The organism is Streptomyces sp. NPDC000134, from assembly GCF_042899225.1.
Taxonomy (GTDB): domain Bacteria; phylum Actinomycetota; class Actinomycetes; order Streptomycetales; family Streptomycetaceae; genus Streptomyces.
The window spans coordinates 1-22130 of sequence record NZ_JBIAZN010000026.1 but is presented as its reverse complement, the minus strand read 5'-3'; the positions used below and the strand labels follow the sequence as shown (position 1 = coordinate 22130).

General features: G+C 74.7%; 23 protein-coding genes. 9 read left to right on the top strand and 14 right to left on the bottom strand.

All coding sequences use genetic code 11. From position 1 onward, the window contains the following. The first annotated feature begins 158 nt into the window (after positions 1-158). The gene (locus ACFY32_RS30195; protein WP_390675952.1) at positions 159-848 is read left to right on the top strand and encodes a pyridoxal 5'-phosphate synthase; all 690 of its coding nucleotides are present in this window, start codon (positions 159-161) and stop codon (positions 846-848) included. An 88-nt stretch (positions 849-936) separates the two neighbouring features. Here the strand turns inward: ACFY32_RS30195 and ACFY32_RS30190 are convergent, their stop codons facing one another. Then, complete coding sequence (locus ACFY32_RS30190) at positions 937-1788, bottom strand: family 16 glycosylhydrolase (RefSeq protein ID WP_390675951.1); 852 nt, start codon at positions 1786-1788, stop codon at positions 937-939. A gap of 104 nt (positions 1789-1892) precedes the next feature. After that, positions 1893-2315: a hypothetical protein gene (locus ACFY32_RS30185; protein WP_390675950.1), complete on the bottom strand. Its 423-nt coding sequence runs from the start codon at positions 2313-2315 to the stop codon at positions 1893-1895. 103 nt (positions 2316-2418) lie between these two features. On the opposite strand from ACFY32_RS30185, the gene sigJ reads away from it, so the two are divergent. After that, positions 2419-3348 (top strand): RNA polymerase sigma factor SigJ, encoded by a 930-nt coding sequence (sigJ, locus tag ACFY32_RS30180; RefSeq protein ID WP_390675949.1) that lies wholly within the window; start codon positions 2419-2421, stop codon positions 3346-3348. Between the two features lie 54 nt (positions 3349-3402). On the opposite strand, the gene ACFY32_RS30175 is transcribed toward sigJ, so the two are convergent. The 9 genes from ACFY32_RS30175 to ACFY32_RS30135 all read right to left on the bottom strand — a co-directional run bounded on the left by ACFY32_RS30175 (position 3403) and on the right by ACFY32_RS30135 (position 12530). Next, entirely contained in the window at positions 3403-4086 is a 684-nt protein-coding gene (locus tag ACFY32_RS30175; RefSeq protein ID WP_359201125.1) for a response regulator transcription factor, read from the bottom strand. Positions 4087-4203: 117 nt separating this feature from the next. Next, positions 4204-4908 (bottom strand): VanZ family protein, encoded by a 705-nt coding sequence (locus tag ACFY32_RS30170; RefSeq protein WP_359201123.1) that lies wholly within the window; start codon positions 4906-4908, stop codon positions 4204-4206. Between the two features lie 110 nt (positions 4909-5018). After that, positions 5019-5792: an SDR family oxidoreductase gene (locus tag ACFY32_RS30165; RefSeq protein ID WP_359201121.1), complete on the bottom strand. Its 774-nt coding sequence runs from the start codon at positions 5790-5792 to the stop codon at positions 5019-5021. A 54-nt stretch (positions 5793-5846) separates the two neighbouring features. Then, a complete protein-coding gene (locus ACFY32_RS30160) occupies positions 5847-8027 on the bottom strand; it encodes a caspase family protein (RefSeq protein ID WP_390675948.1) in 2181 nt (726 codons plus the stop codon). A 2-nt stretch (positions 8028-8029) separates the two neighbouring features. Next, positions 8030-8449, bottom strand: coding sequence for a hypothetical protein (locus ACFY32_RS30155; RefSeq protein WP_390675947.1), 420 nt, complete (start codon positions 8447-8449; stop codon positions 8030-8032). Positions 8450-9076: 627 nt separating this feature from the next. Further along, a complete protein-coding gene (locus ACFY32_RS30150) occupies positions 9077-9880 on the bottom strand; it encodes an SAM-dependent methyltransferase (protein WP_359201115.1) in 804 nt (267 codons plus the stop codon). 89 nt (positions 9881-9969) lie between these two features. Then, complete coding sequence (locus ACFY32_RS30145) at positions 9970-11067, bottom strand: winged helix DNA-binding domain-containing protein (protein ID WP_390675946.1); 1098 nt, start codon at positions 11065-11067, stop codon at positions 9970-9972. A gap of 92 nt (positions 11068-11159) precedes the next feature. After that, complete coding sequence (locus ACFY32_RS30140) at positions 11160-11852, bottom strand: 2-phosphosulfolactate phosphatase (RefSeq protein ID WP_390675945.1); 693 nt, start codon at positions 11850-11852, stop codon at positions 11160-11162. 33 nt (positions 11853-11885) lie between these two features. Further along, a complete protein-coding gene (locus ACFY32_RS30135) occupies positions 11886-12530 on the bottom strand; it encodes a helix-turn-helix domain-containing protein (protein ID WP_359201109.1) in 645 nt (214 codons plus the stop codon). Between the two features lie 107 nt (positions 12531-12637). Between ACFY32_RS30135 and ACFY32_RS30130 the strand changes: the two genes are divergently transcribed. Then, positions 12638-13600 (top strand): zinc-binding dehydrogenase, encoded by a 963-nt coding sequence (locus ACFY32_RS30130; protein ID WP_359201107.1) that lies wholly within the window; start codon positions 12638-12640, stop codon positions 13598-13600. A 328-nt stretch (positions 13601-13928) separates the two neighbouring features. Then, positions 13929-14828 (top strand): virginiamycin B lyase, encoded by a 900-nt coding sequence (locus ACFY32_RS30125; RefSeq protein WP_390675944.1) that lies wholly within the window; start codon positions 13929-13931, stop codon positions 14826-14828. Between the two features lie 44 nt (positions 14829-14872). Here ACFY32_RS30125 and ACFY32_RS30120 read toward each other — a convergent pair whose 3' ends face one another. Further along, complete coding sequence (locus ACFY32_RS30120) at positions 14873-15769, bottom strand: LysR family transcriptional regulator (RefSeq protein WP_359201103.1); 897 nt, start codon at positions 15767-15769, stop codon at positions 14873-14875. A 135-nt stretch (positions 15770-15904) separates the two neighbouring features. Here ACFY32_RS30120 and ACFY32_RS30115 point away from each other — a divergent pair, with 135 nt between their 5' ends. The 3 genes from ACFY32_RS30115 (at position 15905) to ACFY32_RS30105 (ending at position 18228) form a co-directional block, all read left to right on the top strand. Next, positions 15905-16993 (top strand): alcohol dehydrogenase catalytic domain-containing protein, encoded by a 1089-nt coding sequence (locus ACFY32_RS30115; RefSeq protein WP_390675943.1) that lies wholly within the window; start codon positions 15905-15907, stop codon positions 16991-16993. Between the two features lie 142 nt (positions 16994-17135). Further along, entirely contained in the window at positions 17136-17585 is a 450-nt protein-coding gene (locus ACFY32_RS30110) for a spore-associated protein (RefSeq protein WP_390675942.1), read from the top strand. A gap of 442 nt (positions 17586-18027) precedes the next feature. Then, the gene (locus ACFY32_RS30105) at positions 18028-18228 is read left to right on the top strand and encodes a DUF2191 domain-containing protein (RefSeq protein ID WP_390675941.1); all 201 of its coding nucleotides are present in this window, start codon (positions 18028-18030) and stop codon (positions 18226-18228) included. Positions 18229-18270: 42 nt separating this feature from the next. On the opposite strand, the gene ACFY32_RS30100 is transcribed toward ACFY32_RS30105, so the two are convergent. Both ACFY32_RS30100 and ACFY32_RS30095 read right to left on the bottom strand, forming a co-directional pair. Continuing rightward, complete coding sequence (locus ACFY32_RS30100) at positions 18271-19215, bottom strand: NADP-dependent oxidoreductase (RefSeq protein WP_390675940.1); 945 nt, start codon at positions 19213-19215, stop codon at positions 18271-18273. Between the two features lie 132 nt (positions 19216-19347). Further along, positions 19348-20331, bottom strand: coding sequence for a hypothetical protein (locus tag ACFY32_RS30095; RefSeq protein WP_390675939.1), 984 nt, complete (start codon positions 20329-20331; stop codon positions 19348-19350). A 150-nt stretch (positions 20332-20481) separates the two neighbouring features. Between ACFY32_RS30095 and ACFY32_RS30090 the strand changes: the two genes are divergently transcribed. Both ACFY32_RS30090 and ACFY32_RS30085 read left to right on the top strand, forming a co-directional pair. Then, a complete protein-coding gene (locus tag ACFY32_RS30090; RefSeq protein WP_359201091.1) occupies positions 20482-21096 on the top strand; it encodes a TetR/AcrR family transcriptional regulator in 615 nt (204 codons plus the stop codon). 165 nt (positions 21097-21261) lie between these two features. Continuing rightward, positions 21262-21909, top strand: a complete 648-nt coding sequence (locus ACFY32_RS30085) for an HD domain-containing protein (protein ID WP_359201089.1) — start codon at positions 21262-21264, stop codon at positions 21907-21909. Positions 21910-22130 lie beyond the last annotated feature (221 nt).

Genomic DNA, 22130 nt, shown 5'->3' with positions numbered 1-22130 from the left:
TTTCCACCTGAGAAGCCGCAGTGCTCACACCGTCCCCGAGGGCCCGCCTCCTGCCAGTTCCCCGGGAGCAGCGGCCAGGTGGACGACCGGACCCGCGGCCGGGCGGTGCCGATAAGGTGGCAGCGGCAAGGGCGAACGGCTGATCGAGGGGGCGTGGCATGACGGTGGCCGACGGCGGGACGGGGCGGGCCGGGGACGTACGGCAGTGGCTGCGGGGGCTCGACGTGTTCGCGGGTCCGCTGGCCGACTTCGACCCGGGGGACGCCCCGGCCGACCCGGTCGGGCTGTTCCTGGACTGGCTGCGGGCGGCGGTCGACGCGGGCGTGCCCGACCCGCACGCGATGACGCTGTCGACCGTGGGGGAGGACGGCTGCCCCGACGCGCGGGTCCTCATCCTCAAGAACGTCGACAGCGGCGGCTGGCAGTTCGCCGCGCACGCCGGCAGCCCCAAGGGCCGCCAGCTCGCCGACCGCCCCCGCGCGGCCCTCACCTTCTACTGGCCCCTCCTGGGACGCCAGGTGCGGCTGCGCGGCGCCGTCGAGCCCGCCGCCCCCGAGGAGAGCGCCGCGGACCTGCTGGCCCGGTCGGTCCCGGCCCGCGCCGAGGTGCTGCTGGGCCGCCAGAGCCGCCGCCTCGACAGCGCCGGGGAACGCGACCGGGCCTTCCGGGAAGCGCTCGCCCGCGTCACGTCGGACCCCGGGGCCGTCAGCCCCGAGTGGACGCTCTACACCGTCGTCCCGGCGCACGTCGAGTTCTGGCAGGCCGACAAGGACCGCCTGCACAAGCGGCTGCGGTACGAACGCCCCGACCCCTCCGGCCGGTGGCAGCGCCACCTGCTGTGGCCGTAGCCGCGCGCCCTCGCCACCCGCGCGCCGGCACCCCGCCGGCCGGTGGACACGCAGCACAGGCTGGTCGTGGCGCGGCTCGCGCGGACCGTCAGGCGCGGCCCTCGCCGTAGAAGCGCACGTAGTCGACCGTCATCGTGGCGGGTGAGGGGGTGGAGGCGTCGGGCGGGCCGGGCCAGTCGCCGCCCACGGCCACGTTGAGCAGCAGGTGCATGTCCTGTTCGAAGACCCAGTCGCGGGCGGCGGGCAGCTTCGAGGGGGTCAGGGTGAAGTACGGCTTCCCGTCGACGGACCAGGAGATCCGGTGCGGCCGCTTGTCGACGGCGTAGGTGTGGAACGCCCGGGAGGCGTCGGCCGGGAGGCTCGTGGAGCCGCCGATCCCGTCCTCGTCGAAGTAGGTCGGCCCGTGCGCGGTGCCGTACACCGTGCGCGGCTCCCCGCCGACCACCTCGCAGATGTCGATCTCGCCCTGTCCGGGCCACTCCACGCCGTTGTCGCCCAGCATCCAGATCGCCGGCAGCAGCCCCGTGCCGGTGGGCAGCTTCGCGCGGACCTCCACCCGGCCGTGGGTGAGCGCGACCTTCCCCTCGGTGGTCAGACGTGCCGACGTCCAGGTGCAGAACTCCCGCGTGTAGCACGGCAGCTCGGCTCCGGCGGGGGCCGGTCGCGCCGAGATCAGCAGGTGTCCGTCGCCGTCCAGGGCGGAGTTGGCCGGGCCGTCCGTGTAGTACTGCACCTCGTTGTTGCCCCAGCCCTCCGCGTCCCGGTTCCCGGTCTCGGTGTTCCAGGACTTCGCCGACGGCCGGGTGGCCGCCGCCCCGCCGAACTCGGCCCGCCAGAACGGCTTCTTCCCGGCCGGGTCCGGGTCGGTGTCCGCGGCGGCACAGCCGCAGAGCAGTGCGCCCAGCGCCAGCACCATTGCCAGGCGGGTACGTAGGTTCATCGCGGTGCTCCTGCGGGGTCGTGCGGGCCGGGGCCGGGTGCCGCCGTACGCACTCTAAGCGGCCCCCGTCACCGGCCCCGTCACCGGCCCCGTCACCGGCCCCGTCACCGGTCCCGGCGCCGGGCCAGGTCCAGCAGGCTCAGGCCGAACATCAGCACCCCCAGCGGCAGATGCACCGACGGGACGTGCGCGATGCCCAGCACCACCTGGACCGAGGCGAGGACGAGGAACCCCGTCGCGTACAGCACCGGCCGGGGCGAGCTGCCGCCCGGCTTCCACGCCAGTACCGCCGCGAGCACGTACAGCATCGACGCGCCGTACATCACCCGGGCCCCGGCGCTGTGCAGCGTCTCCCCGTAGGACGAGGTCAGCAGCAGTCCGGCGGAGACCGCCTGGAGAAAGATGGTCAGCGTCTGCAAGGCGATCGCGACGCGCAGGAACGTGGAGCCGCGCCGCGTGTGCGCCGCCGCCGTCGTCCGCTGTGCCGCCGCCGCCGCCGTCGCCGTCGCCGTCGTCCGTGTGGACATGGGACAGTCCCCCTTTTCCGCCCGCGGGCAGTAGATCGGTAAAGTCTCGACAGCCTGACGACGCGGGCCCGCGAAAGGTAAGGCGAGGGGGGCGGCCGGAAACATGGGGACTGTCGGAACCGGGACGGACGGGACGGCCGGGACGGACGGCGAGCGGCGCCGGCTGATCAACGTGGCGTACCGGCTGCTCGGTTCGGTGACCGAGGCGGAGGACGCCGTACAGGACGCCTACGCGCGCTGGTACGGGCTGCCGCGCGGCCGGCGGGAGCAGATCCTGTCGCCGGGCGCCTGGCTGACGACGGTGACCGGCCGTATCTGCCTGGACCGCCTGGGTTCGGCGCGGGCCCGGCGGGAACGCTATGTCGGCGCGTGGCTGCCCGAGCCGCTGCCCGACCGCACCGAGTGGGGCAGCGCGGGCGGCGGCGCCGGTCCCGCCGGCTCCCCGGACCCCGCCGACCAGATCGTCCTGGACGAGTCGGTGAGCATGGCCTTCCTCGTCGTCCTGGAGTCGATGACGCCCGCCGAGCGGGTGGCGTTCGTCCTGCACGACGTCTTCGCCTACCCGTTCGCGGAGATCGCCGACGTGCTCGGCCGCACCCCCGGCGCCTGCAAGCAGTTGGCGTCCTCCGCGCGGCGGCGGATCGGCGCCGCGCGTCCCGCGGGGGCGGCGGCCGGCCGGTCCGATGTGGTGCGGCACGTCAAGGAGGCGTGGGAGAGCAAGGACATCGCGGCCCTCGTCGGCCTCCTCGACCCGGCCGCGGTGATGACCGCCGACGGCGGCGGTCTGGTCGGCGCCGTCCTGCGCCCCGTCGAGGGCGGCGCGCGCATCGCCCAGTACATGGTCGCCATCGCCGACCGGGCGCCCGGCCTCGAACTGCTGGAACGGTCGGTCAACGGCGCACCGGGCCTGGTGGCCCGGCGGGGCGGCGTCGTCATGACCGTGGCCGCGTTCGACGTCGGCGCCGGCCGCGTCAACCGGATCTGGGCGGTCCGCAACCCGGAGAAGCTCCGGCCGTGGGCGGCGGACGCCTGAGGGACCCCGCGCGGCTCCGACGGCGGGCGCCGGCCGGCGCCGGGCCGTGGCCGGTCACGCGGGGGAGCCGCCGGGGCCGCCGGTGTCGATGCGGTAGCCGACGCCGGGGACGGTGGCGATGATCCAGGGCTCGCCGAGCCGTTTGCGCAGCGCGGAGACGGTGATGCGCACGGCGTTGGTGAGCGGGTCGGCGTTCTCGTCCCAGGCCCGCTCCAGCAGTTCCTCGGCGCTGACGACACCGCCCTCGGCGGCGACGAGGACCTCCAGCACCGCGAACTGCTTGCGGGTGAGCGCCACATACCGCCCGTCGCGGAAGACCTCGCGGCGGAAGGGGTCGAGCCGCAGCCCCGCGATCTCGCGGACCGGGGGCCGGGCGCGGGCGCGTCGGCGGTCGAGCGCCCGCAGCCGCAGGACCAGTTCCCGCAGCTCGAACGGCTTGGTCAGGTAGTCGTCGGCGCCCAGCTCGAACCCGGACGCCTTGTCGTCGATCCGGTCGGCGGCGGTGAGCATGAGGATCGGGATGCCGCTGCCGGAGGCGACGATGTGCCGGGCGACCTCGTCGCCGGAGGGGCCGGGGATGTCGCGGTCCAGGACCGCGAGGTCGTAGGAGTGCACGCCGAGCAGCTCCAGGGCGGTGTCCCCGTCCGCGGCGAGGTCGGCGGCGATCGCCTCCAGCCGCAGACCGTCACGGACGGCTTCCGCCAGGTAGGGCTCGTCCTCCACGATCAGTACGCGCATGGAGGCAGCCTAGGCAGCGGGACATATCGCCACCGTATGCGAGGTCGCGTGCTCCTCGCGTACGCGGCTCAGCGGGCCCGGCGCGGACCGGGGCCGTGTGCCGCTCGCGTACGCGGCTCAGCGGGCTGCTGCCGGTGCGGGGCGCGGCCGGTCCGACGGCGCCGCCGCCCCGGTGCGCCACCAGCGGCGCGACGCCAGCCCGGCCAGCACCGCACCGGCGGCGTTGACCAGGACGTCGTCCACGGAGGACACCCGGTCCAGGCGCAGGACGTACTGCGCGGTCTCGACCAGCGCCGAGCAGCCCGCCCCGAGCGACAGGACCCGCGGCACGGACGCCAGGGCCGCGAACCGCATCGGGGCGAAGCAGCCCAGGGCCGCGAAGACCAGCAGATTGCCGGCGATGCCGAGCGGACCCATGGTGACCAGGTCCCGCAGCGGCACCAGGCTCACCCGGGCCGGGGCGACCCCCGGCTCGGCGCCCGGCATCAGGGTCAGCCAGAGGAACGGCACCGTCCCGTGGACCATGCCCACCTCGGCCAGCGACACCGGCCACGCCGACGCGACCCCGGCGGCACGCCGGCGGCGGGCGAGGGCCCACGCCACCAGCGCGGCCGCCGGCAGCGTGGCCAGCATGACGAACAGGACACCGTTGAACGTGCCGAAGCAGCCCTTCCACTGCCCGGACACGCACATCGGGGCGGACATCAGCAGCGGCCGCCGCAGGACGAACGCGGCGGCCACCAGGGTGAGGACCGCCAGGACGGGCAGCACGAGCCCGCGCGGGCGGCGGGGCGGTGCCGGCAGGGACACGTTGTGGTTCATGGCTCCCATTGCAGACGGCGGGCCGTCGCGACGCCGTATGCCGTTTCGCATACGCCCGCGATACGCGCCGGCGCAGCCGCTTCCCCGCGACCTGATCCGAACGGCAGGCCCTAGCCCAGCGTATGGCCGCCGTTGACCTTGATGCGTTCGCCGGTGACGAAGGCGGCCCCTGGTGAGGCGAGGAACGCGACGGCGGCGGCGACGTCCTCCGGCCGGCCCATCCGCCCCAGGGGTACGCCGGCGGCGTAGGAGGCCAGTGACTCGGGTGCCGCCGAGGCGTGCCGTTCGACCGGAATCCAGCCCGGAGCGACGGTGTTCACTGTGATGCCGTGCGGACCGAGCGCGCGGGCCCAGCACTCGGTCAGGCTGTGCTGGGCGGCCTTGGCGGCCACGTACGCCGACATGTCGGGGAGAACGCGCTCCAGTACGTCCGAGCCGATCTGGACGATCCGGCCGGCCCCGCGCTCCCGCATGGCCGGCAGCACCGCCCGCATCAGCAGGGTCGGGCTCTTGACGAAGAACGTGAGCTGGGCGAGGTGGTCGTCCCAGGTCACCGTCGTGGGGTCCTGTTCGGGCTGCGGGCCGGTGGCGTTGACGACCAGGGTGGCGACCGGGCCGAGGCGGGCGGTCACGTCCGCGACCAGTGCCGTGACGGCGGTCTCGTCCGTCACGTCGGCGGCGAACGCCTCCGCGTTGCCGCCCGCCGCGCGTATGTCCTCCACCACCTCCCGGGCCGCCTCGGTCCCGGACCGGTAGACGACGGCGACCGGATGCCCCTCGGCGGCGAGGCGTCGGGCGATCACGGCGCCGAGGCCGCGGGAGGCCCCGGTGACCAGGGCGGTGCCGGCAGTGTCAGGAGTGGCGCCAGTGGCTGCGGATGTCATGGCGGCAACGATAGGCGCCCGAGCGGGGGCGCGACGCGCTACCGGATCACCGTCTCACGACGGGGTGGAAGTGGCGGTGGGAGTGGGCGCGGTGAGCGTGAAGACGGCGCGCCGGGTCGTGAGGTCCCACAGCCGGGCGGTGCCGTCGAAGCCGACGGTGGCCAGGGTGCTCCCGTCCGGGGCGAACGCCAGGTCGGCTATCTCCCGGGTGTGGCCCTTCAGGGTGGCCGTGGTGCGGGTGGTGGCGACGTCCGACAGGGTGACCGTCCCGCCGTAGGAGCCGGTGGCCAGGGTCTTGCCGTCCGGGCTGAAGGCCACCGCCTCGGCTCCGTCGCCGCCGGGCGCCCCGAGGGAGGTGCTGCGCTCGGTGGCCACGTCCCACAGGGTCAGCGGCCCGCCGTGGGCGATCGCCAGGGTCTTGCCGTCCGGGCTGAACGCCACGGACAGGACCTCGCCGTCGAGGCCGGAGACCGTCGTGAGGGCACGGCCGTCGGACGCCTTCCACAGGCCGACGGTGCGGTCGTCACTGCCGCTGGCGACGGTCTTGCCGTCCGGGCTGAACGCCACCGAGCGGACGGCACCGGTGTGAGCGGTGATCACGGCGATCGCGCGCCCCGTGGCGCTGTCCCACAACCGGACCGTCCTGTCCACGCCCCCGCTGGCGAGGGTCTCGCCGTCCGGGCTGAACGCCACCGCCAGGGCCGCGCTGCCGCCGGTCCCGTCGGTGGCGAGGTTCTCGGTGTGGCCGGTGAGGGTCCTGACGACGCGCCGGGTACGCAGGTCGAGGAGCCGGATCGCGTTGTCCCCGTCGGCCTCGGCGAGGGTCTTGCCGTCCGGGCTGAGGGCCATCGAGTACACCCCGGTGGCGTCCTCGCCGACGGTGACGGTGCCGGTCCGCCGGCCCGTGGCCGGGTCCCACCGCGTGACGACCGGTTCGAGGTAGCCGGCCGTGAGCAGCTTCTCGCCGTCCGGGCTGAACAGCACCTCGGTGACCGGGTCGGGCGCCGCCGACGAGCCGGACGAGCCGGAGTCCTCGTCGGAGCCGTGCAGGGCGATCGCGGTGGGGACGGCGACGGCGACGGCCGCGGCGAGCCCGCCGAGCAGCACCGTCCGGCGCCGCACCCCGCGCCGCACCGGAGGCACGGCGGGAGACGCGGCCGGGGCGGCCGGGGCGGCCGGGGCGGCCGGGGTGCCGGTCGCCGCCCCGGTCTCCGGCGCGGGTACGCCGGCCGCGGGTGCGGAGACCTCACGCGCCGGCCCGCGGGGCGGCGACTGGGCGGGAGCCTCCTCCGGCTGGAGGGCCCGCAGCCGCGCGGTCGCCGCCGCCGACACCAGCCGGCTGTCGTCGTCGGCCAGCCGCCGCATCTCGTCACGGACCCGCCGCCGCACGGTGTCGTTGCCGATCCGGTGCAGATGGCCGAGCCCGTCCAGGGCCGCCAGCCGGTCGCCGGCGATCGGGCTGCGGAGGGCGTTGAGCAGGTAGGGCGGCAGCGTCCAGTTGACGTTCCGGGCGATGACGGTACGGCCCTCGACGTCGTCCTGCTTCTTGGGCCGCTGCTGCGGCATCTCCCGCACGACCCGTTCGTGCGCGTAGCTGTACAGCTCGTCCACGGTGATGTCGCCGTCGCCGTCCAGGTCCGCGCCGCCGTCGCGCAGGCCCGCCACCAGATGGCGGGTGAACACCGACCGGGCGGCCTCGCCGTGCACGCGGTCGCCCTCGAAGGAGTACTGGGTGGCGTCCGAGGCGGTCAGCACGGTACGGCCGCGCCCCTGGAAGCGCTCCAGCGTGTGCACGGCGGTGTCGGCCTTGGCGATCCGCCCGGCGGGGAACGCGCCGCTGTAGCAGCAGTCGAGGATCAGCACCTTCTGCCGGGACATCGAACCGGACATGGCCCGGTCGATCTGCTCCGCGGACAGCGCGGTGAACAGCAGGCTGTCCCGGCGGGTGTCGGTCATCGCCAGATACAACTGCCCGTCGTCGTCCTTCAGTCCGTGGCCGGTGAAGTACAGCAGGGTCAGGTCGTCGCGGCGCCGGTCGCGGTAGAAGTCGCCGATGGCCGCGCCGACCCGGTGATGCGGCTCGTTGACCAGCGTGGTGACCTCGAACCCCGCGATGCCGGGGTCCTTCAGAACGGCGGCGAGCGCCTCCGCGTCGTGCGCGGGCGCGGTCAACTGCCGCAGCGCGCTGTCCTGGTACCGGTAGGTGGCGATCAGCAGGGCGAGCCGGCGTCCCATGGCTAGCCGCCCGAGTGCCGGCGGACGTACGCGTCGATCAGGTGCCGCCGCTCGGTGTCGGAGGCGTGCTCCAGCTCGATGGTGTCGCCGTCGATGGTCACCGTGACGCGGTGCCGCGCGGCGGACCGGGCGAGCCAGTCCCGTACGGTGTCGACGAGCGCGGTGAGGACCCCGCCGGACGCCCCGAGCGCCACCACGATCGCCCCCGCCGTCACGGGATCGGCGCCCTTCGCACCGGCCGGCGCCGGACCGGTGGAGGCGGCGCGGACCGAGTCCACGTCGAGGGCGGCGATCTCGGACCGCAACCGCCGCACCGGGCGCTCGGCGGCCTCCGCGTCCAGCTCCGGGTCGGGCGCGACGACCAGCAGCACCTCCGTCGCGCCGTCCCCGGTACGGCCTCCGGCCGAAGCGTTGTCGCGCATACGTTCCCCGTCGCTGAAGTCGTCACAGCCGCACCCCACAGTGTGGCGGCCCCCGGCGGCCGACGGCAGCCCCCGCGCACGACTCGACCCGTCAGGCGTACGGGAGAGTACGCGGGTTGCCGGAGGGGGCCCGTCCACCCGGGGGCGACACCTCCCCGCCCCGCCCGGCAGCGCCATTACGGCAGTGTCATCACCCGTTTCACACCGGGCAATCCCCGTCCCGGCCACGTCGGACACTCCCTCCGCGCCGTTCCGGTCAACCCTCGGACCGGCCCGGACAGCCCGGCCGCTGTCCCGGACAGCGCCCGCCGTTGCCGGACACGGTCCCATGGCGCAGGCTCGGTCCAGGTCGCCGCGGGCCGGACCCAGGGGGAAGGACCGGCTCGCGGCGGCCTGGACCGGGGGGAGCCGGGGGAGGGGGAGGGCGCCGGCCGGGGGACCGGCGCCCTCCCCCGGTCATCGCGTCGCGGCCGTCGGCCGGACGGCCACCGGAAGCCGGCGGCGGGAGCGGGCGACTCCGAACGCGACGACGACGTCCGCCTGCTGCTGTGCCACACCGCGGCCGGGCCCCCGTAGACCCGGCCGCGTCCCTGACCGGGCGTCGAGGGCGGGGCGGCGGCGCCGTGCTCAGGGCTTGAGCGCGACCCCGCAGACCGAGACGTCGGCCGTGGACTCCTCGCCCTGACCGGCGTCCGGCCGCCAGGAGGCCGTGGCCACGACCCCCGGCTCCACCAGGTCGAGCCCGGTGAAGTAGGCGGCGATCTCCTCCGGCGACCGGAGGTGATAGGTGTTGGCCGACTGCCCGTTGTACGCCGCGACCGCCGTGTTGAGCGCCTCGTTGGTGTTCGTGCCGTCGCTCAGGGCGAGATAGCTGCCGGCGGGCAGGCCGTCCAGCAGCGCGGTCACCAGCTCCGCGGGGCGCTCGGCGTCGGAGACCTGCCCCACGATGCCCAGCATCGTCAGGGCGACCGGACGGCTGAGGTCCAGGGTCTGCGCGGCCTCGGCCAGAATCCGCTCCGGGTCCCTGACATCGGCGTCGACATAGGCGCAGGCGCCCTCCGGGCTGCTGGTGAGCAGCGCCTGGGCGTGCACCAGGACGAGGGGATCGTTGTCGACGTACACGATGCGGCTCTCCGGCGCGATGCGCTGAGCCAGTTCGTGCGTGTTGTCCGCGGTGGGCAGTCCGGTGCCGATGTCGAGGAACTGGCGGATGCCGGCCTCGCCCGCCAGGTAGCGCACGGCACGCGCGAGGAACCGCCGCTGCAGGCGGGCGACGGCCGCGAACTCCGGGAACGTCGACAGGATGACGTCACCGGCCTCGCTGTCCACGGGGTAGTTGTCCTTGCCGCCCAGCAGGTAGTTCCAGACCCGGGCGGAGTGCGGCCGGTCGGTCTGGAGCCTGTCCCGGACGTCGTCATGCGGTTGAGTCATGGGCAAAGCCTCACACAGAGCTGATCGTTCATGGGTCAATTACCGTGATCTTCCCACTCCTCGGTCCCCGCCCGCCGGGCGGCCGGGAATCAACGGGCGGGGCGGTCGACGCGGATGTCCTCGATGCCCTGGTCCAGGAAGGCGGCCAGGTCCTCGGCCTCGGTGAGGACGGCGTCGCGTTCCGGGGCGGTGAGGGGCCGCAGCGGGCTGATCTCCAGGTAGGGGCCGCGTACGGTCCAGGTGGCGCTGACCCGTCCGTCGACGAGGACGGTGCGGTGGCCCTGCACGGACAGACCGAGGTGGGCGGCGTCGATGACGCGGCCGCGGTCGTGGTAGCCGAGGATCGCGTTGTCGAAGGCCGGGAGGAACCGGACGGGGGCGGGGGTGCCGGGGTCGGGACGGGGCGCGTCGGGCAGGTCGAGCAGTCGGCGGCCGCGTTCGTCACGGAAGACGACCAGGTTGTCCCGGACGGCCTCGACGGCGGCGGGGAGCCCGGCCAGGCCGCACCAGGCGCGCAGGTCCGAGCTGGTGGCGGGCCCGTAGGCGGCGAGGTAGCGGCGCAGCATTCGCTGCCCGACGGGATCGTGGCCGGCGTCGGGCAGGGGCGCGACGTCCCGTCCCAGCCAGATGGCCAGCGGCAGGTTGCGTACCCCGGCGGTCCGCTGCCACAGGCCGCGCGGCGGGAGCTGGGCCATGGGGATGAGGGCCGCGACGAGCAGTTCGCCCAGGGCACGGCGCGGGGGACCGGGCCAGCGGTCTTCGAGGGCCTGGACGAGTTCGCCCATGGTGCGGGGCCGCCGGTCGGCCAGGACCGCCCGGCCGGCGGCGGCGACCTCGTCCAGGTCGAGTCCGGCCAGTTCCCGCCGGTAGGTCCCCAGGACCCGCTGGCGCAGCATGGTGTCGTGCCGGGCCCGCCAGGCGAGCGCGTCGTCGGCGGTGACCAGGTGGACGGTGCGGCGCATCAGATGGGTGCGGACCACCGTGCGGCCGGTCAGTGCGTCGTCCAGGTCCCCGGGCCGGAAGCCGGCCAGGCGGGACCACAGTCCGGTGAAGGGTTCCTGCGGCTCCTGCGCCTGCAGGCCGCACAGATGGGTCACCGCCTCGGGTACGGAGGCGGCGGCCCGGGTGAGCAGGTGCTGGCGGGCGAGGGTGGCGCGGTTGAGGGCGCGGCGGTCGAGGACGGTCATCGGCTGCCGGGGCCGTGGCTCGCGGGTGGGCCGGTGCGTTCCGGGAAGCTCATGTCCCCACCATGACGGGAGTCGAGGTCAGGTCGTGTCCTCTACCGGGGGCCCGGCGGCGGCGCGGCGGACCGGCGCAGGACCATGAGCGAGTCCTCCGGGGCCGCCACCATGGCGAAGGGGAACCGGTCGAGTTCCAGGCAGAGCGCGACATCGTCGGGATGGACTCCCTGACGTACCCCCTGCGCCAGTTCGGCGGCGGCGCGGGACCGGCCGGCCCGGCGCAGGAACTCCCTCGCGTCCGTCTCCGCCCCGGTGGCCCGGCGCGCGATGTACTGGGCGCACGCCAGATCCTCCTCGGCGTGCCCGTCCTCGCCGGTCACCCCGAACGTGACACCGCCGGGCGCGTGTGTCCGCAGCGACCGGGCCGTCGCCTCCGCCACCACGAAGCCCGCGCACAGCACCAGCGACGCCTCCTTGACCGCGAGGGCGCCGACCGTCCCGGCGGTGGTCTTCTGTACGACGGTCCGTCCGCCCAGGTCGAGGGAGCGCAGCAGGCCCGGCGAGTTGACGGCGTCGAACCCGGGCGCGGACGGCCCGTCCTTGAGCGTCACCCACCGCGGATGGCGGGCCTTCAGCGCCAGGGCCTCGTCCAGCGATCCGGCGAGTACGATCTTCTCCGCCCCCCGGGCGAAGGCCCAGGCGGCGACCGTGAAGGCGCGCATGACGTCGACCACGACGGCCACGGACGGGGTGCCGTCCAGATCACCGATGCCGAGGAAACGAGGGTCCATCCGGCCATGGTCGCATCCGGCCGTGGAGCGCCCCTACGGCGTGCCGGGCGGGTGCGCGGCCCCCAGGCGGGGAGCGGGCGGCAGCGGCGCGGGCGCTCCCGTCCCCGGCGCGGCGCGGAACGCCTCGATCACATAGGCGGCGAAGCGGCGCGAGGCCGTGAGCCGGTCCGCACGCGGTACGTCCTGGACGCCCCGGTGGGCCATGAGCATCAGGACCAGGTCGTCCACGACGAAGCCGCGCCGCAGTCGGCCGCTGTGCTGGGCCCGGCGGGCCAGCTCGGCGACCGCGCGCAGCGTCTGCTCCCGGTCGGCGGCGAAGTCGACGGCCTCGGGGAAGGCGGCCATGAAGGCGTCGGCGAACCCCCGGCTGTGCGCGTGCAGTTCGCAGATCCGCTCGACCAGTTCCCGGAACCCGCGCCAGGGGTCCGGGTCGGCGAGGGCGTCGCGGACGACGATGTGACAGGCGCGGCGCTGCTCGGCGAAGGTCTCCACGATCAGGTCCCGCTTGGTCGGGAAGTGCCGGTACAGCGTGGCGGGTCCGACCCCCGCGTGCCGGGCGATCTCGCGCACGGGCGCACCCAGGCCCTCCTCGCCGAACACCGTACGGGCGGCGGCCAGGACGCGGGCCCGGTTGTCGCGGGCGTCGGAGCGCGAGGGCTGAGGCAAACGGCCGGTCATCGCCTCTCACTTTAGCCGGGCGGACGGGGGCGGCCCCTACGGTCCGATGGCGGTGGCACCGCCCACCGCCCGCGTGCACCCTCCCGCCACCGACCCGAGGAGCAGAGATGAGAGCCGTCGTGATCAGGACGTTCGGGGACCCCGCCGGACTGGAGGTCGTCGATGTGCCGCCGCCCGTCCCCGCACCGGGGCAGGTGCGGGTCGCCACGGAGGCGATCGGGGTGGGCGGCGTGGACGCCGTGATCCGCCGGGGAACGCTCGCCGCCCACGGCTTCCGGGAGGGCCATCTCCTCGGCAGCGAGGTCGCCGGAAGCGTCACGGCGGTGGGAGACGGTGTCGACGCCGCGTGGCTCGGGCGGCGGGTGTGGGCGTTCACCGGCCTGTCCGGCGGCTACGCCGAGCAGGCCGTCGCCGCGGTCGAGGACGTCCTCCCGCTGCCCGAGGGCCTGACCGGTGCCGACGCGGTGACGCTCGGCGGCTCCGGCGTGGTCGCCCACTACGCCCTGGAGCGCGCCCGCCGCGCGCCCGGTGAGGCGGTGCTCGTGCGCGGCGCGGCGGGCAGTATCGGCATCACGGCGGTCCAGCTCGCGGCCCGGGGCGGCGCGGGCGCGGTGGCGGTCACCACCTCCTCGGCGGAGCGCGGCGCCCGGCTGCGGGGCCTGGGCGCGACCCACGTCCTCGACCGCTCCGGGAAGGGCGGCCCCGACGCGCCGTCGGGCTTCGATGTGGTGATCGACGTCGTGGGAGGCCCCCGACTGCCCGACTTCCTGGACCTGTTGCGCCCCGACGGGCGGTACGTGGCCGTCGGCGTGGTCGGCGGGCAGCCGCCGGCCGACTTCGGCACCCGGCTCATCGACGGCTTCCGCAGGTCCCTGTCGTTCGCCACCTTCAGCGCCGACACCGTGCCCGCCCCCGACCGGCAGGCCGTACGGGCCGCGCAGTTCGCCGCCGCCGCGCACGGGGACCTGCGCACGGTCGTGCACGAGGTGCTGCCCCTGGACCGGGCCGAACTGGCCCACCGCGAGATGGACGAGGGCCGGGTGTTCGGCAGGATCGTGCTGGTCCCCTGAACCCGCCGGACACCCCCGGGCACGGCACCGGTTCCGTCGCGGGCGTGTCACCGGTCCCTCGGCGTGATGCCCGGCTCGGCGAGTAAGCCTCCCGGACCGGTGCCCAGCGCGGCGACGGCCCCGCAGGGACAGGGGCCACACCAGGACGAGGGTGAGGAAGGCCGCAGGGGCGCCGATGCGTCGACCGGATTCCCAGGGCCCGGAGCCGGTGGCCGCCCGTCGGGTCCGGGGAGGCGCCGGGGCCGGATATCCAGGGGCGTGAGAGGCCGGTGGCGGGCTAGCATCCGCAGTCGCGTGTCTTCCGTCCCTCCGGCCAAGGAATCCCGCCATGCCGCATTCCCCGACCGTGTCCATCACGGAGTTCACCGTGGCCGACCGCGAGGCCGGCCCCTACGGGATCGCCGCCGGGCCGGACGGGGCGGTGTGGTTCACCATGGTCCATCACGGCCGGATCGGCCGGATCACGCCCGACGGTGACCACACCTCGTATCCGCTCGACCCGGATTCCGGCGGGCCGTCGATCATCGCGCCGGGGCCGGACGGCGCACTGTGGTTCACCGAGTTCCGGGGGCATCGCATCGGCCGCATCAGCACGGCCGGGGACGTCACCTCGTTCCCGCTGCCGACCCCGGAGGCCGGGCCGTTCGGCATCGCGGCGGGCCCCGACGGCGCGCTGTGGTTCACCGAGGCCGGCGCCGACCGCATCGGCCGGATCACGACGGACGGCCAGGTCACCGAGTTCCCCCTGCCGGCGACGGGAGCCTTCCCGTCCGCCGTCGTCGCCGGCCCGGACGACCGGCTGTGGTTCACGATGAACCAGGCGAACGCGATCGGCGCCATCACGGGCGACGGCGCCGTCACCGTCCACCCGCTGCCGACCCCGGAGGCCGGGCCGGTCGGCATCACCGCGGGCACCGACGGCGCGCTGTGGTTCGTCGAGATCGGGGCCGGCCGCATCGGACGGATCACCCCCGACGGGAAGATCACCGAGTTCCCCCTGCCCGACCCGGCGGCCCGCCCGCACGCCATCACCGGCGGCGCCGACGGGAACTGCTGGTTCACCGAGTGGGGCGCCAACCGCGTCGGACGGATCACCCCCGACGGCCGTATCGACGAACACGACCTCCCCAGCCCCGCGTCCGAACCCCACGGCATCACCCAGGGCCCGGACGGTGCCCTGTGGACCGCTCTTGAGATCGGCGCGATCGCCCGCCTCGCCGTGGAGTGAGGCACGCGGTGCCCGCGAGGAAGCCGCCGGCGGGGAGCGAGAGGTCAGGCGGCGCTCGCCGCGATCGCCCGGGTGACGGCCGTGATCGCGGGGGCGGGCGGGCCGGGCAGGCGGGCCACGAGAACCCGGCGGATCTCGGCGGGCGCGCCCTCGACGCGCAGCAGGCCCACCCCGGGCGGCAGCACCGGTGAGAGCCGGGAGGGCACCGTCGTCACGCCGAAACCGCCGGCGACCAGGTGCAGCTTCGTCAGCCAGTCGCGTGCGGAGTGCACCACGCGCGGCCGTCCGGGCAGGCCGGGCCAGACCCCCAGCAGCGGTTCGGCGCCCGAGGACGGGGTCGCGATCCACGGGGCGTCGGCCAGTTCGTCGACGTGCACCTCGGTGCGGCCGGCGAACTCCCCGGTGGCGGACGCCGCCACGACCAGTTCGGTGTCCGCGACGGTCTCGACGTGCAGGCGCGGCGACTCGCCGTCGGACGGACGATGGGGCGGGCGGGACGTCAGCACGGCCAGGTCGACCGAGCCCGCGCGCAGCGCCCGGACGAGGCCGGGTGTGGTGCCCTCGCGGGTCGTGACCGTGATCTCCGGGTCGGTCTCGGCCAGTCGGCGCAGCGCGGCGGGCAGCAGCGCCGCGCCCGCGCTCAGGAAGGCCCCGAGCCGCACCCGTTCGGTGCGCGGGACGGCGCCGGTGAGGTCGCGCTCGGCCGCCTCGACGGAAGCCAGGATCGTCCGGGCGTACCGCAGCAGGGTCAGGCCCGCCGGGGTGAGCCGCACCCCGTCGGGGCGGCGTTCGAACAAGGTGGCCCCCGCGCTGCGTTCGAGGGCGGCGGCCTGGCGGGAGACGGCCGACTGCGTGTAGTCGAGGCGGGCGGCGGCCGCCGTGAAGCTGCCGGACTCCGCGATCTGTTGCAGGACCCGGAGTCCAGCGGTGGAGATGTCCATGCGCAGTACGCATATCACGGATGCCGGATCGTCGCTTCCCGCATGCCCGTCGGGGCTTCTAGCGTCTGTCCCGTCGGACATCGCGAACCCGGTGAACACGTCCGACATCCCCAACACGACGACCGGAGGTCACAGGTGCGAGCAGCGGTCCTGACGGAGTTCGGCGCCCCGCTCACGGTGCGGGAGGTGCCCGACCCCGAGGCCGGCGGCGGTGAGGTGCTGGTCGAAGTCCTCGCCGCCTGCGTGGCGCCCTACGCGGCCGAGGTCTTCGGCGGCAGGCGGAACTACCCCCTCGTCCCTCCCGTCGTACCCGGTATCGGCGGCGTGGGGCGGATCGCCCGCCTCGGCCCGGACGCCACCCGGCTGCGCGTCGGCGACCTGGTGTGGTGCGACTCGACGGTGCGTTCGCGGGACGACGCGCTGACGCCCGACATCGCGTTGCAGGGCTGGAGTTCCCGGGGCGACGGCGGCGCGAAGCTGGCCGAACACCTGCGCGACGGGGCGTACGCCGAGCTGATGCGGGTCCCCACGGAGAACGTCTTCCCGCTGCCCGCCGCGGCGGGGGAGGACCCGGCCCGCTGGGCCGCGCTCAGCGTGCACGCCATCCCCTACGGCGGGTTGCTGGCCGGCGGGCTCCAGGCCGGGGAGACGCTGCTGGTCAGCGGGGCCACCGGGAACCTCGGCAGCAGCGCGGTCGCGGTCGCGCTGGCCATGGGAGCGGGCCGGGTGATCGCCCCGGGCCGCAACCGCGCCGCACTCGGCCTGCTCGCCGACCGGTTCGGCCCCCGGGTGCGCCCGGTCGCACTGACCGGGGACGAGACCGCCGACCGCGCGGCGATGTCGGCGGCGGCCGGCGGCCCGGTCGACATGGTGATCGACCTGCTCCCGCCCGCCGCGCCCAGTACGGTGGCCCGCGCGGCGGCCATGACCGTGCGTGAGCACGGCCGGGTCGTCCTGATGGGCGGCGTCGGCATGCTCGGCGGTGACGACCTCGCGCTCCCGTACCCGTGGATCATGCGCCACTCGATCACCGTGCGCGGCCGGTGGATGTACCCGCGCGAGGCGAACGTCGGCATCGTCCGGCTCCTCGCCTGCGGCGCGCTGGACCTCGCCCCCGAGCGCGTACGGTCCTTCCGCCTGGCGGACGCCAACGAGGCCGTCGCGTACGCCGCGGCGCACGGCGGACCGTTCGACCGCACCGTCCTCACGCCCCGGCAACGCTGACCACCGGGCGGCGTAGGCCCACTTCGCGCACGTCAGGGGCGCCGGCGCGGTCCTCGTCGATTTCGGTACAACCCTTTGCGTACCTCGCGGGTCACACCAAACAGGAGCAATGACCGGCTCCCGGACCGTAGTAGGGGGAAACATGGCATCAATCCGTTCCACGTTCGCCGCGGCTGTCGTGACGGCGGCGGCGATCGCCGGCACCACCGCCCTGGCGGTACCCGCCTCGGCCGCCGCGAGCGCCACCCCGCAGACCGTCTGCGGCAGCGGCTACAAGACGGTGAACTCCGCACCCATCGGCACCAAGGGCACCGTCTACCTGACCTACAACTCCGCCAACGGCAAGAACTGCGTCGTGACCATCCGCAAGACCACGGGCACGGCCGTCGACATGTCCACCTACCTCTACATTCCCGACACCGACCAGGGTGACAGCGACTACGGCAAGTACACGTCCTACGCGGGTCCCGCCTACGCCTACGGCAAGGGCCACTGCGTCGACTGGGGCGGCAGCATCGGCAACGTGTCCGTCGATGTGACCGGCTCCAACTGCGCCGCCCTGAAGGAACAGCGGACCACCTCCACCCGCTGATCCGCACAAGGGCGCCCGCCCCGGCCGGACGCGTCGGCGTCCGCGCCGGGGCGGGCGCCCCGACATCACCGCGTACGCCCGCGGGGCGGGCGACGGCCGCGGACGAACTGGCCGGTGAGGGCGGGCGACCGGAGGCCCGCGTCCAGCGAGCGGATCAACTCGCCGACCCGTCCGCCGCCGTCCGGCGCCACGGGAAAGCGACCCAGGACGTCCACGACGGCCGGCGCCGCCCGCGCCACCGCCCGCTCGACGTGACCGGCACCGACGCTCCGTCGACCACGCGGACGAGATCCAGGAACACCAGGGGGAGTACGACCGGCGCACCGACCGGCCCGCGCCCTGAGCCGACGCGCCCCGGGCGCTACCCGGACGTCACGCGAACGCGTTCCGCTCGACCCCCGGACGCGGCTAGAGTGCGCTTCCGACGCGGTGAGGGGGCACGGTGGCCAAGGTCGATATCAGTCTCGACGCCGAACTCGTGGTGGAGGTGATGGTCCTGGCCGGGATCGGCTCCCCCCAGGACGCGATCGAGGCGGTCGTACGGGACTACGTCGCACGCGGCCACCGCACGGAGGCCCGCACCGAACCCAGGGACCGGAGTCTGCGCGAGATCGACGGCAGGCCGCAGGAACCGCAGGGCTGAGCCCCGGGCGGCCGGGTGTCCGTCCGCCCGGGGCGGGCGCCGTCAGGAGAAGTCCAGGACCAGCCGGCCGCGCAGACCGCCCGCTTCCAGGAGGCGGTGGGCCTTGGCCGCCTCGTCGGCGGGCAGCACCTCGGCGACGTGCAGGCCGAGAGTGCCGTCCTCGGCCTGGCGGCGGAGGGCGTCGAGCCGCGCGGTGTCGGTGATGCCGTCCGTCACCATCACCGGGCACACCCGGATGCCCCGCTCGGCCGGTCCCGACCAGCCCCGCAGCTCGGCCAGTGTCCCGCCGTCGGCGAGGGCGGGCAGGATCTCGGTGGTCTGCGCCGAACCGTCCACGAGACCGGGCACACCGTCGGGTACCAGCGCCCGTATCCGGGCGGCGACCCGCGGGCCGCGCTCGACGAGGTGATCGGCGCCGAATCCGCGCACCCGGTCGGTGTCGTGCGGGCCGGCGTCCGCGACGACGGTCAGCCCGTCCGCCTTGGCCAGTTCCACCGCGTACCCGCCGACGGCGCCGGCCGCACCGGTCACGGCGACGGTCGCGCCGTCGGGCAGCGCCAGGGCGTCCAGGGCGATGCGCGCGGTCATGGCGTTCATCAGCAAGGTGGACGCGGCGGGGAAGTCCACCCCCTGCGGTGCCGGCACCACCGAGGCGGCGGGCACCACCACCTGCTCGGCGTAGGCACCGCCGTGCGGACCGGTGAACAGCACCAGCGCGATGACCCGTTGACCCACGGCGAGCCGCTCATCGGCGCCGGGGCCGAGCTGGTCGATCACGCCGGCCGCGTCCATGCCCGGCACGAACGGCGGCCGGCGGCCGGGCATCCGTACGGCGTGACCGCCGGTCCGCAGCAGGACGTCGGTCGGGTTCACCGCGGCCGCGTGCACCCGGATGCGGACCTCGCCGGGGCCCGCCTGCGGTTCGGGCAGTTCCAGGGGCCGCAGTACCTCTGGACCACCGAATTCATGGACGCCAATAGCTCTCATGCCGAGGTGCAACCCGCCCCACCGCCACCGAATTCCCGCCCTGCGAAGCCGAGTTGGAAGAGTTCGGTGAGCACGTCGGCCGACGACCGATGGCCCGCGCCCCCCGGGCGGGTCTTCCGCGGGGCGGACGGGTCAGCGGCGCCGCAGCTCCGCGACCATCAGGTTCGGGTCGTTCCCGGACAGGTTGGCACCGTTGGTGACGTAGACCCGGTTGCCGTGGACGGCGACGGCCGTGGTGCCCTGCATGCCGTCCTCGGCGTCCAGCAGGGTCTCCTGGCCGCCGTCGGCGTCGACGCGGACGAGCCGGCCGGCCTGGTTGATCGCGGCGAGGATCTCGGTGCCCCGGCCGGTGAAGTCGAAGTCGTCGATGCCCGCCAGCCCCGTGGCCCGGACCTCGGCGCGGCCGGAACCGCCGTCCCGGGTCACCGGGATACGGACGAGGGTGCCCTCGTCGGAGTTGCTCGCCCACACGGCGCCGTCGTGGACCTTCATGCCGTTGGCGCCGAAGAAGCCATGGGGCGACAGGGCCGGGTCCGCCGACCACACGGAGGGCGTGCCGCCGCGCAGCGGGGCCTGCCAGATGCGCCCGCCGGTGGAGTCGGTGACCAGGAAGCGGTTCCGCTCGCGGTCGATGACCAGGGCGTTGGGCATGGTGTCGGCGGGCAGCGGTACGACGAGCCGGGGTTCGCCGGAGGGGCGGAGGCGCCAGATCCCGGTCAGCCCGCCCCGCCCGGCGGAGTAGAGGAAGTACACGGCACCGCCGTCCGAGCGGGCGACCCCGGTGACCACCGGTGCGCCGATGACCGGGGTGGTGCCGCCGCCGTCCGGGGGCAGCGGCATGGTGGCGAGGACCCGGACGGCCCCGTCGGGCGCGACCCGTGTCACCTGACGGGCGGGGATCATGCCGATGACCGCGCCGCCGCCGGGCACCAGGGCGATGCTCTCGGCGACCTGGCCGGCGGCCCGGTCGAAGTGGGCGAGGACGCGTACGTCACCCAGTCGGGTGCCGGCGGGGTGGCCGGGGTGCGTCGGGGCCCCGGCGGCCACCGCCAGCAGGGCGGCGAGGCCGAGTACGGCGGCGCACCGCCGCGATCCGCCGGGCCGGTGAGCGGGCATGACGTTCCTTCCGGTCGGGCGCGGCGGCGCGGTGCGGCACCGGCCGCACCGCAGCGGACTGTATCGCTCGGTACAGTGAAGCGTGTGCCAGGCTGTATCAGCAAGTACAGAAGGTCTGTACCGTGAGGTACGGGGCACGGAGAAGGCCGCATGGGACACACACCGACCACCGCGCGGGGCCGCGCGACCCGGGAGCGCATCCTCACCGCGGCGGCGGACCTCATCCAGCAACGCGGCGTCGCGGCGGTGACGCTGGACGACGTGGAACGCGCGGCGGGGGTCGGCCGCAGCCAGCTCTACCACTACTTCGACGACCGGGACGACCTGATCCGCTCCGTGGTGCACTCCACCGTCGACATGGTGCTGGCCGCCCAGGAACCCCTGCTCCTGGAGACCGACTCGCTGGCCGGCATCGACCGCTGGTTCGACGCGATCGTGGCCAACGGGACCCGGCGGAACGCGGTCGGCGGCTGCGCGATCGGCTCACTGGCCAGCCAGCTCAGCGGCCGGGACGACCTCACCCGACAGGCGTTCGTCGACGCCTTCGCCCGCTGGGAGGCGCCCCTCATCGAGGGCCTGCGCCGCATGCGGGACTCCGGTGAACTCCGCCCGGACGTGGACGTGACGGAGCTGGCCGACCTCACGATGGCCGCCATCCAGGGCGGCCTCCTGCTGGCCCAGGTGCGCCGCACACCGGACCAGCTCCGCCTCGCCCTGCGCGGCGCCCGTGCCGCACTGGAGGACGCGCTCACCTCGCGGTCCTGAGCCGAACGCCGATGCCGGGGTGGCGAGCCGTCGGGGTGATGTCCGTATTCGTGGGGGACATGGCTCGACGGACGTGGCGGGCGTGCCACCCGGCGAAGAAGACTGGAGTGGTGCCGGCGTCGGCACCCCGTCCGAGAAGCAACGAGCAGGAAAAGGTGACAAGCCATGGCCACGGACACGTCCCTCGCGGCCGGAATCCCGGTGCCCGACACCAAGCTGGCCCGCGAGGCCACGGAACTCGTCCGTGAGACCACCAGCGAGCTGATCTACCACCACTCCCGCCGGGTGTACTTCTTCGGCAGCCTCCAGGGCCGTAACCGCGACCTCGGCTACGACCCGGAACTGCTGTACATCGGGGCCATGTTCCACGACCTCGGCCTCAACGAGGAGTTCCGGACCAGCGGACGCCGCTTCGAGGTCGACAGCGCCGACGAGGCCCGGCATTTCCTGCGGGCGCACGAGGTGCCCGAGGACAGCGTGCGGCGAGTGTGGACGGCGATCGCCCTGCACACCACCCCCGGCATCCCCGAGTTCATGGAGCCGGAGGTCGCGCTCGTCACCGCGGGCGTCGAGTACGACGTCCTCGGCATCGGGTACGCGGACGTCTCCGAAGCGGACCGCCGGGACATCGTCGCCCTGCACCCCCGGCCCGACTTCAAGCGGCGCATCCTCGCCGCCTTCACCGACGGCGTCCGCCCGAGGCCGGAGACCACCTTCGGCAACGTCAAGGCCGATGTGCTGGAGCACTATGTGCCCGGTTTCCAGCGGGGGGACTTCGTGCGCACCATTCTCGACTCGCCGTGGGCGGAGTGACGCGGCCGGAGCCGGAGGACGGGCCCGCCCCCCCCAAGCATCGGGGCGGCCTCAGCTTGTTCTTTTTCTTCCGGCCTCGAACGGTGTCTCGTACTGGGTCGCTCACCTGGGGGTTCGCCGGATATGGGGCGGCCTTCGTCTGATCATGTGCTCCGACCAAGGTGCACGTGACCACGACGAAGGCCGTGAGGGTGAGTCTGCTGCCTGATGCTGTCCGGAGG

Coding starts and splice junctions, on each gene's coding strand:
- ACFY32_RS30195 (WP_390675952.1), top strand. CDS start 159: ATGACGGTGGCCGACGGCGGGACGGGGCGGGCCGGGGACGTACGGCAG.
- ACFY32_RS30190 (WP_390675951.1), bottom strand. CDS start 1,788: ATGAACCTACGTACCCGCCTGGCAATGGTGCTGGCGCTGGGCGCACTG.
- ACFY32_RS30185 (WP_390675950.1), bottom strand. CDS start 2,315: ATGTCCACACGGACGACGGCGACGGCGACGGCGGCGGCGGCGGCACAG.
- sigJ (WP_390675949.1), top strand. CDS start 2,419: ATGGGGACTGTCGGAACCGGGACGGACGGGACGGCCGGGACGGACGGC.
- ACFY32_RS30175 (WP_359201125.1), bottom strand. CDS start 4,086: ATGCGCGTACTGATCGTGGAGGACGAGCCCTACCTGGCGGAAGCCGTC.
- ACFY32_RS30170 (WP_359201123.1), bottom strand. CDS start 4,908: ATGAACCACAACGTGTCCCTGCCGGCACCGCCCCGCCGCCCGCGCGGG.
- ACFY32_RS30165 (WP_359201121.1), bottom strand. CDS start 5,792: ATGACATCCGCAGCCACTGGCGCCACTCCTGACACTGCCGGCACCGCC.
- ACFY32_RS30160 (WP_390675948.1), bottom strand. CDS start 8,027: ATGGGACGCCGGCTCGCCCTGCTGATCGCCACCTACCGGTACCAGGAC.
- ACFY32_RS30155 (WP_390675947.1), bottom strand. CDS start 8,449: ATGCGCGACAACGCTTCGGCCGGAGGCCGTACCGGGGACGGCGCGACG.
- ACFY32_RS30150 (WP_359201115.1), bottom strand. CDS start 9,880: ATGACTCAACCGCATGACGACGTCCGGGACAGGCTCCAGACCGACCGG.
- ACFY32_RS30145 (WP_390675946.1), bottom strand. CDS start 11,067: ATGACCGTCCTCGACCGCCGCGCCCTCAACCGCGCCACCCTCGCCCGC.
- ACFY32_RS30140 (WP_390675945.1), bottom strand. CDS start 11,852: ATGGACCCTCGTTTCCTCGGCATCGGTGATCTGGACGGCACCCCGTCC.
- ACFY32_RS30135 (WP_359201109.1), bottom strand. CDS start 12,530: ATGACCGGCCGTTTGCCTCAGCCCTCGCGCTCCGACGCCCGCGACAAC.
- ACFY32_RS30130 (WP_359201107.1), top strand. CDS start 12,638: ATGAGAGCCGTCGTGATCAGGACGTTCGGGGACCCCGCCGGACTGGAG.
- ACFY32_RS30125 (WP_390675944.1), top strand. CDS start 13,929: ATGCCGCATTCCCCGACCGTGTCCATCACGGAGTTCACCGTGGCCGAC.
- ACFY32_RS30120 (WP_359201103.1), bottom strand. CDS start 15,769: ATGGACATCTCCACCGCTGGACTCCGGGTCCTGCAACAGATCGCGGAG.
- ACFY32_RS30110 (WP_390675942.1), top strand. CDS start 17,136: ATGGCATCAATCCGTTCCACGTTCGCCGCGGCTGTCGTGACGGCGGCG.
- ACFY32_RS30100 (WP_390675940.1), bottom strand. CDS start 19,215: ATGAGAGCTATTGGCGTCCATGAATTCGGTGGTCCAGAGGTACTGCGG.
- ACFY32_RS30095 (WP_390675939.1), bottom strand. CDS start 20,331: ATGCCCGCTCACCGGCCCGGCGGATCGCGGCGGTGCGCCGCCGTACTC.
- ACFY32_RS30090 (WP_359201091.1), top strand. CDS start 20,482: ATGGGACACACACCGACCACCGCGCGGGGCCGCGCGACCCGGGAGCGC.
- ACFY32_RS30085 (WP_359201089.1), top strand. CDS start 21,262: ATGGCCACGGACACGTCCCTCGCGGCCGGAATCCCGGTGCCCGACACC.